This is a genomic window from Stenotrophomonas sp. RS-48, assembly GCF_030053245.1.
In the GTDB taxonomy this organism is placed as follows: Bacteria; Pseudomonadota; Gammaproteobacteria; order Xanthomonadales; family Xanthomonadaceae; genus Stenotrophomonas; species Stenotrophomonas maltophilia_P.
Genome location: NZ_JASGBV010000139.1, coordinates 1 through 16,390, shown reverse-complemented (window position 1 = coordinate 16,390; position 16,390 = coordinate 1). Strand labels below are relative to the sequence as shown.

Annotated in this window: 11 protein-coding genes, 1 tRNA gene and 1 pseudogene; all 13 read right to left on the bottom strand. The window is 63.6% G+C overall.

Features of this window, described 5'->3' with window-relative positions; translation table 11 throughout:
• Positions 1 to 128: 128 nt before the first annotated feature.
• Positions 129 to 2,270: an elongation factor G gene (fusA, locus tag QMZ25_RS18835; protein ID WP_049470847.1), complete on the bottom strand. Its 2,142-nt coding sequence runs from the start codon at positions 2,268 to 2,270 to the stop codon at positions 129 to 131.
• Between the two features lie 138 nt (positions 2,271 to 2,408).
• Complete coding sequence (gene rpsG, locus QMZ25_RS18830) at positions 2,409 to 2,882, bottom strand: 30S ribosomal protein S7 (RefSeq protein ID WP_053519957.1); 474 nt, start codon at positions 2,880 to 2,882, stop codon at positions 2,409 to 2,411.
• A gap of 12 nt (positions 2,883 to 2,894) precedes the next feature.
• Positions 2,895 to 3,269: a 30S ribosomal protein S12 gene (gene rpsL / locus QMZ25_RS18825; protein ID WP_004145320.1), complete on the bottom strand. Its 375-nt coding sequence runs from the start codon at positions 3,267 to 3,269 to the stop codon at positions 2,895 to 2,897.
• A 333-nt stretch (positions 3,270 to 3,602) separates the two neighbouring features.
• Positions 3,603 to 7,826 (bottom strand): DNA-directed RNA polymerase subunit beta', encoded by a 4,224-nt coding sequence (gene rpoC / locus QMZ25_RS18820; protein ID WP_053519956.1) that lies wholly within the window; start codon positions 7,824 to 7,826, stop codon positions 3,603 to 3,605.
• Positions 7,827 to 7,915: 89 nt separating this feature from the next.
• Positions 7,916 to 12,070 (bottom strand): DNA-directed RNA polymerase subunit beta, encoded by a 4,155-nt coding sequence (gene rpoB / locus QMZ25_RS18815; protein ID WP_053519955.1) that lies wholly within the window; start codon positions 12,068 to 12,070, stop codon positions 7,916 to 7,918.
• A 321-nt stretch (positions 12,071 to 12,391) separates the two neighbouring features.
• A complete protein-coding gene (rplL, locus tag QMZ25_RS18810; protein WP_053519954.1) occupies positions 12,392 to 12,760 on the bottom strand; it encodes a 50S ribosomal protein L7/L12 in 369 nt (122 codons plus the stop codon).
• A gap of 63 nt (positions 12,761 to 12,823) precedes the next feature.
• Complete coding sequence (gene rplJ / locus QMZ25_RS18805; RefSeq protein ID WP_053519953.1) at positions 12,824 to 13,354, bottom strand: 50S ribosomal protein L10; 531 nt, start codon at positions 13,352 to 13,354, stop codon at positions 12,824 to 12,826.
• A 388-nt stretch (positions 13,355 to 13,742) separates the two neighbouring features.
• Positions 13,743 to 14,441, bottom strand: coding sequence for a 50S ribosomal protein L1 (gene rplA / locus QMZ25_RS18800; protein ID WP_004154350.1), 699 nt, complete (start codon positions 14,439 to 14,441; stop codon positions 13,743 to 13,745).
• 4 nt (positions 14,442 to 14,445) lie between these two features.
• Positions 14,446 to 14,874 (bottom strand): 50S ribosomal protein L11, encoded by a 429-nt coding sequence (rplK, locus tag QMZ25_RS18795; RefSeq protein ID WP_004145248.1) that lies wholly within the window; start codon positions 14,872 to 14,874, stop codon positions 14,446 to 14,448.
• Between the two features lie 231 nt (positions 14,875 to 15,105).
• Positions 15,106 to 15,669, bottom strand: coding sequence for a transcription termination/antitermination protein NusG (gene nusG / locus QMZ25_RS18790; protein WP_053519952.1), 564 nt, complete (start codon positions 15,667 to 15,669; stop codon positions 15,106 to 15,108).
• Positions 15,670 to 15,679: 10 nt separating this feature from the next.
• Complete coding sequence (gene secE / locus QMZ25_RS18785) at positions 15,680 to 16,093, bottom strand: preprotein translocase subunit SecE (RefSeq protein WP_053519951.1); 414 nt, start codon at positions 16,091 to 16,093, stop codon at positions 15,680 to 15,682.
• A gap of 48 nt (positions 16,094 to 16,141) precedes the next feature.
• Positions 16,142 to 16,217, bottom strand: a tRNA-Trp gene (locus tag QMZ25_RS18780).
• 103 nt (positions 16,218 to 16,320) lie between these two features.
• A pseudogene (locus tag QMZ25_RS18775) lies at positions 16,321 to 16,390 on the bottom strand (elongation factor Tu); the annotation flags it as partial.

The following is a 16,390-nucleotide window of genomic DNA, read 5'->3' as shown; positions in this document are numbered from 1 at the left end:
TCTTGCCGTGGTCGACGTGACCGATGGTGCCGACGTTGACGTGCGGCTTGGTGCGCTCGAACTTACCCTTTGCCATTGTTATATACCTTGATTGTTCGTAAGTGGTTTCAAGAGAGGCTGAGCGAGGCTCAGCCCTTCTTCATGACGGCTTCGGCGATGTTGGTCGGAGCCGGCTCGTAGTGATCGAATTCCATGGTGAAGGTGGCGCGGCCCTGGGTCTGCGAACGCAGCGCAGTGGCGTAGCCGAACATTTCACCCAGCGGGATCATCGCGTTGATGATGCTGGCCGAACCGTCACCGGTGGTGTCGGAACCCTGCAGCACGCCGCGACGACGGCTGACGTCGCCCATCACGTCACCCTGGTAATCCTCCGGGGTCACGATCTCGACCTTCATGATCGGCTCCAGCAGCACCGGCTTGGCCTTGGCGAAGCCCTGCTTGAAGGCCATCGACGAAGCCAGCTTGAACGCCATTTCCGAGGAGTCGACGTCGTGGTACGAACCGAACACCAGCTTCACCTTGACGTCCACGACCGGGAAGCCAGCCAGCGGGCCGCTGGTGATGGTTTCGCGCAGGCCCTTCTCGACAGACGGAATGAATTCCTTCGGGATCACGCCGCCGGTGATGTCGTTGATGAACAGGAAGTCGTCCTTGATGGCCGGAGCCAGCTTCGGATCGGCACGGTCTTCAGCGGTGATCGGCGACAGCTCGATCACGACGTGACCGTACTGACCCTTACCACCGGACTGCTTGGCGTGCTTGTAGTCCGACTTGACGTCGGCCAGGGTGATCGTTTCGCGGTAGGCCACCTGCGGCGCACCGACGTTGGCTTCAACGTTGAACTCGCGCTTGAGGCGGTCGACGATGATGTCCAGGTGCAGTTCGCCCATGCCGGAGATGATGGTCTGGCCGGATTCTTCGTCGGTCTTGACGCGGAACGACGGATCTTCCTGCGCCAGACGACCCAGGGCCAGACCCATCTTTTCCTGGTCCGACTTGGTCTTCGGCTCGACGGCCATCGAGATCACCGGCTCCGGGAACGTCATGCGCTCCAGGATGATCGGGGCGTCCACGGCGCACAGGGTGTCACCGGTGGTGGTGTCCTTCAGGCCCACGGCCGCAGCGATGTCACCCGCCAGAACTTCCTTGATTTCCTCGCGGTTGTTCGAGTGCATCTGCAGGATGCGGCCGATGCGCTCCTTCTTGCCCTTCACCGAGTTCAGCACGGTGTCACCACCGTTCAGCGTGCCCGAGTAGACGCGGAAGAAGGTCAGCGCGCCGACGAACGGGTCGGTGATGATCTTGAAGGCCAGCGACGAGAACGGCGCCTTGTCGTCCGACTTGCGGGTCATCTCGACGGTATCGTCGTCGACGTCCACGCCCTTCACGTCCGGCACATCGACCGGCGACGGCAGCAGCTGGATCACGCCGTCCAGCATGGCCTGCACGCCCTTGTTCTTGAACGCCGAGCCGCAGTACATCGGCACGATCTCGGTGGCCAGGGTGCGGGTACGCAGCGCGTTGATGATTTCAGCCTCGGCCAGCTCTTCGCCGCCCAGGTACTTCTCCATCAGCTCTTCGCTGGCTTCGGCAGCGGTCTCGACCATGAACTGGCGGGCTTCTTCAGCAGCCGCCTGCAGTTCAGCCGGGATGTCGCTGTACTCGAACTTCATGCCCTGCGAGGCTTCATCCCAGTGGATGGCCTTCATCTTCAGCAGGTCGACGACGCCCTTGAAGTTGTCTTCAGCGCCGATCGGCAGCTGCATCGGCACGGCAACCGCGCCCAGCTTGGCCTTCAGCTGGCCGACGACCTTCTGGAAGTTGGCACCGGTACGGTCCATCTTGTTGACGAACGCGATGCGCGGCACGTGGTACTTGTTGGCCTGACGCCACACGGTTTCCGACTGCGGCTGCACGCCACCGACGGCACACAGCACGAACACCGCACCGTCGAGCACGCGCAGCGAGCGCTCCACTTCGATGGTGAAGTCGACGTGCCCGGGGGTGTCGATGATGTTGAAGCGATGCTCCGGCAGGGACTTGTCCATGCCCTTCCAGAACGCGGTGGTGGCAGCGGACTGGATCGTGATGCCACGCTCCTGCTCCTGCTCCATCCAGTCCATGGTGGCGGCGCCGTCATGCACTTCACCGATCTTGTGGCTCTTGCCGGTGTAGAACAGGATGCGCTCGGACGTGGTGGTCTTGCCGGCATCGATGTGAGCCATGATGCCGAAGTTACGGTAACGCTCGATGGGAGTGGAACGGGCCACGGGGAGCCTCTCAGATTTCTTGGATTTCGGATGGCCGAACGCCGCCTTTCGGCGGCCTTCGGGTTGGCGCAGTCCTTCTGGGACCGCGAGGCAGCACCTAGGTGGTGCTGCCCTGCCTGTTTTGCAAGGCCGTCAAACTCACCAGCGGTAGTGGGCGAATGCCTTGTTGGCTTCGGCCATGCGGTGGGTTTCTTCGCGCTTCTTGATGGCGCCACCACGGTTTTCCGAGGCGTCGATCAGTTCAGCAGCCAGCTTCTTCGGCATGGTGTTCTCACCACGCTTGCGCGCGGAGTCGATCAGCCAGCGCATGGCCAGAGCCATCTTGCGCGAGGCACGCACTTCGACCGGCACCTGGTAGGTGGCACCGCCGACGCGACGCGACTTGACTTCGACCGCCGGAGCGACGTTGTCCAGCGCCTTCTGTACCAGCTCGATGGCGTTGGCGCTGCTGTTCTTCTCGGTGATCACGTCCATGGCGCCGTACACGATCTTTTCGGCGACGGACTTCTTGCCGCTCTGCATGACCATGTTGATGAAGCGGGCGATGGTTTCGCTTCCGTGCTTCGGATCGGGCAGGACGGAACGCTGCGGAGTATTACCCTTACGCGACATAGTGCTCTCTCCTTAGGCCTTCGGACGCTTGGCGCCGTACTTGGAACGGGCCTGGCGACGCTTGGCAACGCCGGCGGCGTCGAGCGAGCCACGAACGGTGTGGTAACGCACACCCGGCAGGTCCTTGACGCGACCGCCGCGGATCAGGACCACGGAGTGCTCCTGCAGGTTGTGGCCTTCACCACCGATGTAGGAAATCACTTCTTCCTGGTTGGTCAGGCGGACCTTGGCAACCTTGCGAAGGGCCGAGTTCGGCTTCTTCGGAGTGGTGGTGTAGACACGGGTGCAGACGCCACGGCGCTGCGGGCACTTGTCGAGCGCCGGCGAGGCACTCTTGTAGGTGGTCGCTTGCCGCGGCTTGCGGACCAGCTGGTTGATCGTCGCCATCAGTAGGTTCTTCTGATTGGTGGCCGGAAAATCCGGCCAGAGATGCGGAAATGTTAAAGCAGGCCAAAATTCTGGCCTGCTGAGACAGACGATTGTAGCAACCTGCCAGGAACGACGTCAAACGCGTCCTGTCAAGCCCGTCCCTGATCCCGGAACGTTACTGGGGGGCCTCCATGTACCCCGTTCAGGTTCGACCGGCCCTCCACGGATGGAGCCGCCTGCCGCTACAGCCAGGTCGGACGGCCTGCGCCGCCCTGCCCTTCAAGCCCGCCCGGGCATGTCCCCGGGCGTTACCGCAAAGGTGGGTCCGGCCTTGCGGCCGGACCGGTCACCTCATTCCTCGCCCGCAGCCTGTTCGGTCTCGGCTTCCACTGCCGGAGCCTCGACCGCCGCCGGGGTGCCGGCCAGGGTCTGCATCTCCGACTCGGTGAGGCCGGACGCGCCACGACGGCGCTGGCTGTGGTACGCCAGACCGGTACCGGCCGGAATCAGACGGCCGACGATGACGTTTTCCTTCAGGCCACGCAGGTTGTCCGAGGTGCCGCGCACGGCCGCTTCGGTCAGCACGCGGGTGGTCTCCTGGAACGACGCCGCCGAGATGAACGACTCGGTGGCCAGCGAGGCCTTGGTGATGCCCAGCAGGACCGGATCGAACCGCGCCGGCAGCTCGTTGCGGGTCGACAGGCGGGCATTCTCCTCGATAACGCGCTGGCGTTCGACCTGCTCGCCGTTCAGGAACTTGCTGCTGCCCTGATCGGTGATCTCGACCTTGCGCAGCATCTGGCGGGTGATCACCTCGATGTGCTTGTCGTTGATCTTCACGCCCTGCAGGCGGTACACGTCCTGGATTTCCTTGACCAGGTAGGCCGCCAGCGGTTCGACACCCAGCAGGCGCAGGATGTCCTGCGGGCTCGGCTCGCCGTCAACGATGGTTTCACCCTTGGTGACATGCTCGCCTTCGAACACGATGACCTGGCGGTACTTCGGAATCAGCTCTTCGTGCTCCGAACCATCGGTGTCCTTGATGATCAGGCGCTGCTTGCCCTTGGTGTCCTTGCCGAAGCTGATGATGCCCGAACGCTCGGCCAGCACCGCCGGATCCTTCGGCTTGCGCGCTTCGAAGAGGTCGGCCACGCGCGGCAGACCACCGGTGATGTCGCGGGTCTTCGAGGCTTCCTGCGGGATCTTGGCGACGACGTCGCCCACGCCCACCGGGGCGCCATCCTGCAGGTTGACGATCGAGCGCGGCGGCAGCAGGTACTGCGCCGGCAGATCGGTGCCCGGGATTGACAGGTCGTTGCCCTTGGCGTCGACGATGCGCACGATCGGGCGCAGGTCCTTGGCCTGGGTACCACGACGCTTCGGATCGGTGATTTCGCGCGAGGCCAGGCCGGTCAGCTCGTCGGTCTTCTCGATGACGGTGATGCCGTCGACGAAGTCGATGAAGCGGATGAAGCCGGCCACTTCCGACACGATCGGGTGGTTATGCGGATCCCAGTTGGCCACGGTCTGGCCAGCCTTGATCGCATCGCCGTCCTTGGACGTGATGGTCGCACCGTACGGCAGCTTGTAACGCTCACGCTCACGGCCGTGGGCATCGAGCACCGAGATTTCGCCCGAGCGCGACACTGCCACCAGCGAGCCGTTGGCATGCTCGACCGACTTGAGGTTGCTGAACTTGACCGAGCCGGTGGTCTTGACGGTGATGTTGTCGACCGCAGCAGCTCGCGACGCCGCACCACCGATGTGGAAGGTACGCATGGTCAGCTGGGTACCCGGCTCACCGATGGACTGGGCGGCGATGACGCCGACCGCTTCACCGATGTTGACCAGATGGCCACGGGCCAGATCGCGGCCGTAGCAGCGAGCGCAGACACCGAAGGCCGATTCGCACGAAATCGTCGAACGCACCTTGATGCTCTGCACGCCGGCATCTTCCAGCTTGGCGACCCACTGCTCGTCCAGCAGGGTGTTGCGGGTGACGATCGGATCTTCGTCGTTGCCCGGCAGGAACACGTCCTCGGCAACCACGCGACCCAGCACGCGGTCCTTCAGCGGCTCGACCACGTCACCGCCTTCCACGATCGGGGTCATGATCAGGCCTTCGGTGGTACCGCAATCCACCTCGGTGATCACCACGTCCTGCGCCACGTCGACCAGTCGACGGGTCAGGTAACCCGAGTTCGCGGTCTTCAGCGCGGTATCGGCCAGACCCTTACGGGCACCGTGGGTGGAGTTGAAGTACTCCTGCACGTTCAGGCCTTCGCGGAAGTTCGCCTTGATGGGCGTCTCGATGATCGAGCCGTCCGGGCGGGCCATCAGGCCGCGCATGCCGGCCAGCTGACGGATCTGCGCCTGGCTGCCTCGTGCACCGGAGTCGGCCATGATGTACAGCGAGTTCATCGACTTCTGATCGATGGTCTCACCCTTGGCATTGACGACCTTCTCGGTACCGATGGTGTCCATCATCGCCTTGGCGATGCGCTCGTTGGTGCGCGACCAGATGTCGACCACCTTGTTGTAGCGCTCGCCAGCGGTGACCAGACCCGACTGGTACTGCTCCTGGATTTCCAGCACTTCGGCTTCGGCCTCGGTGAGGATGCCGCGCTTTTCGTCCGGGATCAGCATGTCGTCGATACCGATCGACACGCCGGCGCGGGTTGCGTAGGCGAAGCCGGTGTACATCAGCTTGTCGGCGAACACGACCGTGTCCTTCAGACCCAGCTGACGGTAGCTGGAGTTGATCAGGCGCGAGATGTTCTTCTTGGTCAGCTCGGTGTTGGCCAGCGCGAACGGCAGGCCTTCCGGCAGGATTTCAGCCAGCAGGGCGCGACCGATCGTGGTATCCACGATCGAGGTCTTGTTCTGCTTGTTGCCTTCCTCGTCGGTCACCACTTCGGTGATGCGGACCTTGACCTTGGCGTGCAGTTCCACCACGCGGTTGTCGTAGGCGCGCTTGACTTCGGCGATGTTGGCGAAGGCCATGCCCTCGCCCTTCTTGTTTTCCAGGGAGCGGGTCATGTAGTACAGACCCAGCACGACGTCCTGCGACGGCACGATGATCGGCTCGCCGTTGGCCGGCGACAGGATGTTGTTGGTCGACATCATCAGCGCACGCGCTTCCAGCTGGGCTTCCAGCGAGAGCGGCACGTGGACGGCCATCTGGTCACCGTCGAAGTCGGCGTTGAACGCGGTGCAGACCAGCGGATGCAGCTGGATGGCCTTGCCTTCGATCAGCACCGGCTCGAACGCCTGGATGCCCAGACGGTGCAGGGTCGGCGCGCGGTTCAGCATCACCGGATGCTCGCGGATGACCTCTTCCAGGATGTCCCAGACTTCGGCTTCTTCGCGCTCGACCAGCTTCTTGGCGGCCTTGATGGTGGTGGCCAGGCCACGACGCTGCAGCTTGGCGAACACGAACGGCTTGAACAGCTCCAGCGCCATCTTCTTCGGCAGGCCGCACTGGTGCAGGCGCAGGTACGGACCGACCACGATGACCGAACGGCCCGAGTAGTCCACGCGCTTGCCCAGCAGGTTCTGACGGAAGCGACCCTGCTTGCCCTTGATCATGTCGGCCAGCGACTTCAGCGGGCGCTTGTTGGTGCCGGTGATGGCACGGCCACGGCGACCGTTGTCCAGCAGCGCATCGACCGATTCCTGCAGCATGCGCTTTTCATTGCGCACGATGATGTCCGGCGCGCTCAGTTCGAGCAGGCGGCGCAGGCGGTTGTTGCGGTTGATGACGCGGCGGTACAGGTCGTTCAGGTCGGAGGTCGCGAAGCGGCCACCGTCCAGCGGCACCAGCGGACGCAGGTCCGGCGGCAGCACCGGCAGCACGGTCATCACCATCCATTCCGGACGGTTGCCCGACTCCAGGAAGGCCTCGATCAGCTTGATGCGCTTGGTCAGTCGCTTCAGCTTGGTTTCCGAACCGGTCGCGGCGATCTCCTCGCGCAGGCGGGTCATCTCCGACTGCAGGTCGATCGTACGCAGCAGTTCGTACACGGCCTCGGCGCCCATGGCGGCGTCGAAGTCGTCACCGTGCTCCTGGCGGGCCTGCAGGTACTGTTCTTCGGTCAGCAGCTGGCGGCGCTCCAGGGCGGTCAGGCCCGGCTCGGTCACCACGTAGGCTTCGAAGTACAGCACGCGCTCGATGTCGCGCAGGGTCATGTCCAGCATCAGGCCGATGCGCGACGGCAGCGACTTGAGGAACCAGATGTGCGCGACCGGCGAGGCCAGGTCGATGTGGCCCATGCGCTCGCGGCGCACCTTGGCCAGGGTCACTTCAGTGCCGCACTTCTCGCAGACCACGCCGCGGTGCTTCATGCGCTTGTACTTGCCGCACAGGCACTCGTAGTCCTTGACCGGGCCGAAGATGGCGGCGCAGAACAGGCCGTCGCGTTCCGGCTTGAAGGTACGGTAATTGATGGTTTCCGGCTTCTTCACTTCGCCGAAGGACCACGAGCGGATCAGGTCCGGCGAAGCCAGCGCGATCTTGATCGCGTCGAAGTCCAGCGTCTGGCGCTGCTGGTTGAAGAGATTGAGCAGGTCTTTCATGGTGTTCTCCAGAAGGAGGAATGCTGTGTCGATGGGCTTTCAGGTCACTGCCAGCGGCGCGGCGGAGAGAGCCGCCGCGCCGGCATGGATCAGTTGTCTTCCAGTTCCATGTTGATGGCCAGCGAGCGGATTTCCTTCACGAGCACGTTGAAGGATTCCGGCATGCCCGCGACCATCTCGTGCTCACCGTCGACGATGTTCTTGTACATCTGGTTGCGGCCCTGCACGTCATCGGACTTCACCGTCAGCATTTCCTGCAGGGTGTAGGCCGCGCCGTAGGCTTCCAGCGCCCAGACTTCCATTTCACCGAAGCGCTGGCCACCGAACTGCGCCTTGCCGCCCAGCGGCTGCTGGGTAACGAGCGAGTACGGACCGGTCGAACGCGCGTGCATCTTGTCGTCGACCAGGTGGTTCAGCTTCAGGTAGTGCATGTAACCCACGGTGGTGTGGCGATCGAACGCTTCACCGGTGCGGCCGTCGTACAGCTGGGTCTGGCCACTGCTCGGCAGATCGGCCAGTTCCAGCATGCGCTTGATTTCCGCTTCGGTGGCACCGTCGAACACCGGGGTGGCCATCGGCACGCCGTCGGTGAGGTTGCGGGCCAGGCGCAGCAGCTCCTCGTCGCTGAACTGCGACAGGTCGACACGGTTGGCCACGTTGGTGTCATCGTGGTTGTAGATGTCGTCCAGGAACCGGCGCAGGTCGGCAACGGCCGCCTGGGCTTCCAGCATTGCCTGGATCTTGCGGCCCAGGCCCTTGGCGGCCCAGCCCAGGTGCACTTCCAGGATCTGGCCGATGTTCATACGCGACGGCACGCCCAGCGGGTTCAGCACGATGTCCACGGTTTCGCCCGAGGCCATGTACGGCATGTCCTCGACCGGCACCACGTTGGACACCACACCCTTGTTGCCGTGGCGACCCGCCATCTTGTCGCCCGGCTGGATGCGGCGCTTCACGGCCAGGAACACCTTGACCATCTTCAGCACGCCCGGAGCCAGGTCGTCGCCTGCGGTGATCTTGCCGCGCTTGTCGGCGAAGCGACGCTCGAATTCCTTCTCGTGCGCCTGGATCTGCTTCTGGGCGCGCTCGATGGCTTCCGAAGCGTCCTCGTCCTTCATGCGCAGCACGAACCAGTCAGCCTTCTTCAGGCCGTCCAGGTACGCGTCGGTGATGACGTCACCCTTCTTCAGGCCGGCACCGCCGTTGACCACCTTGCCGACGATCTGCGAACGCAGACGCATGTAGATGGCGGCTTCCAGGATGCGGAACTGGTCGTCGAAGTCCTTCTTGACGCGCTTGATTTCCGACTCTTCGATCTGGCGCGCACGCTTGTCCTTCTCGATGCCGTCGCGGGTGAAGACCTGCACGTCGATGACGGTGCCGTCCATGCCCGGCGGAACGCGCAGCGAGCTGTCCTTAACGTCCGAAGCCTTCTCGCCGAAGATCGCGCGCAGCAGCTTCTCTTCCGGGGTCAGCTGGCTCTCGCCCTTCGGCGTGACCTTGCCGACCAGGATGTCGCCGGCGCGGACTTCCGCACCGATGTACACCACGCCGCTCTCGTCCAGGCGGTTCAGCGCCTGCTCGGAAACGTTCGGGATGTCGGCGGAGATTTCCTCCGGCCCCAGCTTGGTGTCGCGCGCGACGCAGGTCAGCTCTTCGATGTGGATCGTGGTGTAGCGATCCTCTTCCACCACGCGTTCGGAGAGCAGGATGGAGTCTTCGAAGTTGTAGCCGTTCCACGGCATGAACGCGATCAGCATGTTCTGGCCCAGGGCCAGTTCGCCGATGTCGGTGGACGGACCGTCGGCCAGCACGTCGCCGCGGGCGATGACGTCACCCACCTGGACCAGCGGACGCTGGTTGATGCAGGTGTTCTGGTTGGAACGGGTGTACTTGACCAGGTTGTAGATGTCGACGCCGGCGTCGGTGGCACCGACGATCTCTTCCTCGACCACCTTGACCACGATGCGGGCGGCGTCGATCTGCACGATCTCACCGCCACGACGGGCGTTCACGGTCACACCGGAGTCACGCGCCACGGCGCGCTCGATGCCGGTGCCGACCAGTGGCTTCTGCGAACGCAGGGTCGGCACGGCCTGACGCTGCATGTTCGCGCCCATCAGTGCGCGGTTGGCGTCATCGTGCTCCAGGAACGGCACCAGCGCGGCCGCGATCGACACGGTCTGCATCGGCGAGACGTCCATGAAGTGGACCTCCGCCGGCGGCTTCAGCAGCGACTCGCCCTGGTAGCGGCACGGCACGAACTGCTCGGTCAGCATGCTCTTGGCATCGGTCAGGGCGTTGGCCTGGGCGATGACGTACTCGTTTTCCTCGATCGCCGACAGGAACTCGATCTCGTCGGAGACCTTGCCGTCCACGACCTTGCGGTACGGGGTCTCGAGGAAACCGTACTGGTTGGTGCGGGCGTACACGGCCAGCGAGTTGATCAGGCCGATGTTCGGGCCTTCCGGCGTTTCGATGGTGCAGACGCGGCCGTAGTGGGTCGGGTGCACGTCGCGCACTTCGAAGCCGGCGCGCTCACGGGTCAGGCCGCCCGGGCCCAGGGCCGAGACGCGACGCTTGTGGGTCACTTCCGACAGCGGGTTGTTCTGATCCATGAACTGCGACAGCTGCGAGGAGCCGAAGAACTCCTTGATGGCGGCAGCGACCGGCTTGGCGTTGATCAGTTCCTGCGGCGTCAGGCCTTCGGACTCGGCCATCGACAGGCGTTCCTTGACCGCGCGCTCGACGCGGACCAGGCCGACGCGGAACACGTTCTCGGCCATTTCACCGACCGAACGCACGCGACGGTTGCCCAGGTGATCGATGTCGTCGACCACGCCGCGACCATTGCGGATCTCGGTCAGGACCTTGATCACGTCCAGGATGTCGGAGCTGTCGCCATGGGCAGCGACCAGGCGCTTGGACTCTTCGTCGTTGCGCTCACCGAAGTACTTGCTGTCGTACAGCACGGCTTCGCCGGTGGTTTCCTTGCGGCCCACGCGACGGTTGAACTTCATGCGGCCGACCGCGGACAGGTCGTAGCGCTCGAAGGTGAAGAACAGGTTGTGGAACAGGTTCTGCGCGGCGTCCTTGGTCGGCGGCTCGCCCGGACGCATCATGCGGTAGATCTCGACCAGTGCTTCCAGCTGGGTCTTGGTCGGATCGATGCGCAGGGTGTTGGACAGGTACGGACCACGATCCAGGTCGTTCACCCACAGGGTACCGACCGCATCGACGCCTGCCTTGCGGAAGTTCTGCAGCTGCTCTTCGCTGATCTCGTCATTGGCCTGGGCCAGCAGTTCGCCGGTCGAGGCATCAACCACGTCGTGCGACAGGATGCGGCCGACCAAGTAGTCGTCCGGCACGGCCAGGGCCGCAATGCCCGAGGCTTCCAGCTGCTTGATGTGGCGCGCGGTGATGCGCTTGCCGGCTTCCACGATGACCTTGTCGCCGTCGGCGAGGTCGAAGCCCAGGGTTTCGCCACGCAGGCGCTCCGGCACCAGCTCCAGCTGGACGCCTTCATCCGGGTTGATGTGGAAGGTGTTGATCTCGAAGAACTCGGCCAGCATCTCTTCGTTGCTGTAGCCAAGCGCGCGCAGCAGGATCGACACCGGCAGCTTGCGGCGGCGGTCGATACGGGTGAACAGCGCGTCCTTCGGGTCGAACTCGAAGTCCAGCCAGGAACCGCGGTAGGGGATGATGCGGGCGCTGTACAACAGCTTGCCCGAGCTGTGGGTCTTGCCGCGGTCGTGGTCGAAGAACACGCCCGGCGAGCGGTGCAGCTGCGAGACGATGACGCGCTCGGTGCCGTTGACGATGAAGGTGCCGTTCTCGGTCATCAGCGGGATTTCGCCCAGATAGACCTCCTGCTCCTTCACGTACTTGATGGCCTTGGTCGACGACTCGCGGTCGTAGATCACCAGGCGCACGGTCACGCGCAGCGGAGCGCCGTAGCTCATGCCGCGCTGGCGGCATTCACGTTCGTCGAAGACCGGCTCGCCCAGCTTGTAGCCGACGTACTCCAGGGCGGCATTGCCGCTGTAGCTGGCGATCGGGAAGACCGACTTCAGCGCGGCGTGCAGGCCATGATCGGCACGCTTGGCCGGATCGATGTTCTCCTGCAGGAAATCACGGTAGGAATCCACCTGGATCGCGAGCAGGAACGGCACTTCGAGAATCGAGCGCTGCTTGCCGAAATCCTTGCGGATACGCTTCTTTTCGGTGAACGAATAGGACGTCATGAGGTCTTCCACCTTGTTGTGCGGGCCGTGCGTCCACGACCCTGAAGGGAACTTTGAAATTGTCAGTTGGAAGTCGCTGGTATTGCCGGCACCAGCACGCCTTCTCCCGCTACTTCCAACTGCCAACTCGTCTGCATCTACTTCCCTGCTGCCGCGCGATGCGCGGGCGTGCCGGGATTTGACCGCAGCCCGTGTTGGGCTTTCTACCGCCTGATTCCACCCGCGCAGTACGCGGGCCTGCAACAACGACCAAAGGCCGGGGGCTTACGCCCCCAGCCTTGGCTGCATCGCCGAGAATCGATGACGATGCAAAGGAAGTGCTTACTTGACTTCGACAGTCGCGCCAGCAGCTTCCAGGTCCTTCTTCATCTTCTCGGCGTCGTCCTTCGAAGCGCCTTCCTTCAGGACGCCACCGGCTTCGGCCAGGTCCTTCGCTTCCTTCAGGCCCAGGCCGGTGATGGCGCGGACGGCCTTGATGACTTCGACCTTCTTCTCGCCGGCCGACTTCAGGGTGACGGTGAACTCGGTCTGCTCTTCAACAGCAGCGGCCGGGCCAGCGGCAGCAGCCACGGCAACCGGAGCAGCGGCGGAGACGCCGAACTTCTCTTCGATGGCCTTGACCAGCTCCATCACTTCCATCAGGGACTTCTCGGCGATGGCGTCGACGATCTGTTCGTTGGTAAGGGACATGATTAATACCTTTGGATGATTTTCTGGGTTGAGGTTCCGTCAGGAACCACGGTAAGTCGAAACTCAGGCGGTCTCGGCGGCCGGCTCGGCAGCGGCGGTTTCGCCACCACCCTGCTTCTCGCCAACAGCCTTGATGGCGCGGGCAAACATCGTGACCGGCTCGGTCAGGACGCGGGCCAGCATGGCCAGGGCCTGATCGCGGGTCGGCAGCGAGGCCAGCACGTCGACGTGGCTTGCCGGGAACACTTCGCCACCGATGGCGACGACCTTAGCCTTCAGCTTGTCGTTGCCCTTGGCGGCTTCCTTGATCAGGCGACCGGCAGCGCCGGGCTCCTCGAGCGAGAACGCGTACAGCAGCGGACCAACCATCTGGTCCTGGGCCACGGCGAACTCGGTGCCTTCAACGGCGCGCGAAGCCAGGGTGTTCTTGACAACCTTCAAGAAAACACCGGTTTCACGAGCCTGCTTGCGCATCGCGGTCATCTGGGCGACCGTGGTGCCAGCGTATTCGGCTGCGATCAAGGAGTGGGCCTTGGCGGCGACGTCTGCCAGCTCGGCGACTACTTCTTGCTTCTGGGACAGATTGAGAGCCATTGCACTCCTCCAATTGAACTCCGCTTACGGCTCCTGCCGTGTGCGGTCCTGTGCGGCATCCGTCCTGGACGCCGGGAACACCAGGATGATGTTCCGGGGGGTGGGCCGTTCTAGACCTGGAGTGGGCCAACCTGGGAAACCCAGACGTGCGTGAACCAGAAAAACTCCAGAAGGGCACCATCTACGCAGGGTGATTCCGGGGAATCGATTAAGCGTTCATGACTGTTCCGGCGGCGACTCCCTGCCATATCGAGCTTCCGTGCCCGTCGCCGGCCCTGCCACGACCGCGCCTGCGGTCTTTGACGGCTACCGCAGGCGGTGGGCTGCCTGCGATGCCTTCAAATGTCACGGTCACGGCACCCGAAAGTACCGTGACCGCTTGAAACAATTACTTCAGGGTCAGCGACGACTGGTCGACGGTGACGCCCGGGCCCATCGTCGAGCTGACCGAAACCTTCTGCAGGTAGGTGCCCTTCGAGGTGGCCGGCTTGGCCTTGATCAGGTCCAGCAGCAGCGCGGTCAGGTTCGACTTCAGCGCGTCTTCGGCGAAGTCGGCCTTGCCGATGGTGCAGTGGATGATGCCAGCCTTGTCGGTGCGGTAACGGACCTGGCCCGACTTGGCGTTCTTCACGGCTTCACCCGGGTTCGGGGAAACGGTGCCGACCTTCGGGTTCGGCATCAGGCCGCGCGGGCCCAGCACGGTGCCCAGCTTACCGACAACGCGCATGGCGTCCGGGGTCGCGATGACGACGTCGTAGTTCAGATCGCCGGCCTGCATCTTCTCGGCCAGGTCATCCATGCCGACGGCTTCGGCGCCAGCGGCCAGGGCTTCATCAGCCTTGGCACCGGCCGGAGCGAACACGGCAACGCGGACCGACTTGCCGGTACCGGCCGGCAGGACGGTGGAGCCACGGACCTGCTGGTCGGACTTCTTCGCGTCGACGCCCAGGCGCACAGCAACGTCGATCGACTCGACGAACTTGGCCTTGGTGGCGCTCTTCAGGATGTTGATCGCGTCCTCGAAGGCGTAAGCCTTGCCCGGAACGACGGCGGCCTTGATGGCCTTCTCACGCTTGGTCTGTGCCATCTTCTTAACCCTCCACCACGAGGCCCATGGAACGGGCAGAGCCAGCGATGGTACGCACGGCGGCGTCCAGGTCGGCGGCAGTCAGATCCGGTTCCTTCGCCTTGGCGATCTCTTCCAGCTGCTTACGGGTGACCTTGCCGACCTTCTCGGTGTTCGGGCGCTTGGAGCCCGACGAGATGCCAGCTGCCTTCTTCAGCAGGGTGGTGGCCGGGGTGCTCTTGGTGATGAAGGTGAACGTACGGTCCGAGTAGGCCGTGATGATCACCGGAACCGGCAGACCCGGCTCGAGCTTCTGCGTGGCAGCGTTGAACGCCTTGCAGAATTCCATGATGTTCAGGCCGCGCTGACCCAGCGCAGGACCGACCGGCGGCGAGGGGTTGGCCTGACCGGCCTTCACCTGCAGCTTGATGTAACCGACAACTTTCTTTGCCATGTGAGTACTCTCCGGGTGCTAGCGCCTTTCGACAACAGGCTCCCCATCGGACCGGGAATCACGCGTCCCGGCATCGCGTTTTGAAATCATGCCGAAGGCCACCTTGCGGTGGCCTCGTCCTGCTGGCTTCCCAGCGGGGAGCCGCGCACTATATCAGATTTTGGGCGCCCTGTCTGAACAGGGAGGGCGACCTGAAGGCTGCCAGCCCGTGGCCGGCAGCATCACCGGGCATCAGCCGGTCTGCTTCTCGACCTGGCCGAACTCGAGCTCGACCGGGGTGGCACGACCGAAGATCAGCACCGAGACGCGCAGACGGCTCTTCTCGTAGTTGACTTCTTCGACCACACCGTTGAAATCGTTGAACGGACCATCGGTGACGCGGACCATCTGGCCCGGCTCGAACAGCACCTTCGGACGCGGCTTCTCGACACCTTCCTGAACGCGGTTCAGGATGGACTCGGCTTCGGAATCGGCGATCGGCAGCGGACGATCGGCGGTACCGCCGATGAAGCCCATCACGCGCGGGGTTTCCTTGACCAGGTGCCAGCTTTCGTTGTCGATGCGCGGAATACCGGCCTCTTCGTGGGTCTCAATCTGGACCAGCACGTAACCCGGAAAGAACTTGCGCTCGGACCGGCGCTTCTGGCCGGCGCGCATTTCGATCACTTCCTCGGTCGGAACCAGGACGTCGCCGAAGCGCTCTTCCATGCCATCACGGACGATGCGATCACGCAGAGCCTGCGCCACCGACTTCTCAAAGCCCGAATAGGCGTGAACGACGTACCAACGCTTCATGCAATTCTCCTTAGCGGCTCAGGAACCACTGAGTCAGTTTCTGGATCAGGAAGTCGAAGCCACCCAGCAGCAGGCTGAGGATGAGCACCACGACAATCACGACCCAGGTCATGCGAACGGCTTCCTGACGCGTCGGCCAGACCACCTTGCGCAGTTCGAAGCGCGACTCGGAGAGGAATTCGCGGGTGTCGCGCCCCTTGCCGGTCAGCATGAACACGCCGATACCGCCAACCAGACCGACCACGACCGCCAACGCACGCAGCTGACCCGCCCACGCGCCCAGCTGGGCGGCGCGACCGGAGTCGGCGGAGAACCAGAACCAGACGAACAGACCCGCCAGCACCAGCAGAGATGCGGCAACGTACTTGACGATATCTCCACCGCTGGCGGAGGTGTCCTTGGAATGTTCGATCTTGCTATTCATCCGGTGTGTCTGCTTTAGCGGCAAGGGCCGCTGGATAAGGTGGGCAGATGGCACGCCAGGAGGGACTCGAACCCCCAACCTGCGGTTTTGGAGACCGCTGCTCTGCCAATTGAGCTACTGGCGTACGTTTTGAAACTTGCCTTCCCTTAGACGGCGAAGGCGGACCGAGGTTCCCGGCCCGCCACTCGCGCGACCGGCAGCGCTATGCAACCGCCGGTACTGCAGGCTTACTTGATGATCTTCGAGACCACGCCGGCGCCGACGGTGCGGCCACCTTCGCGGATGGCGAAGCGCAGG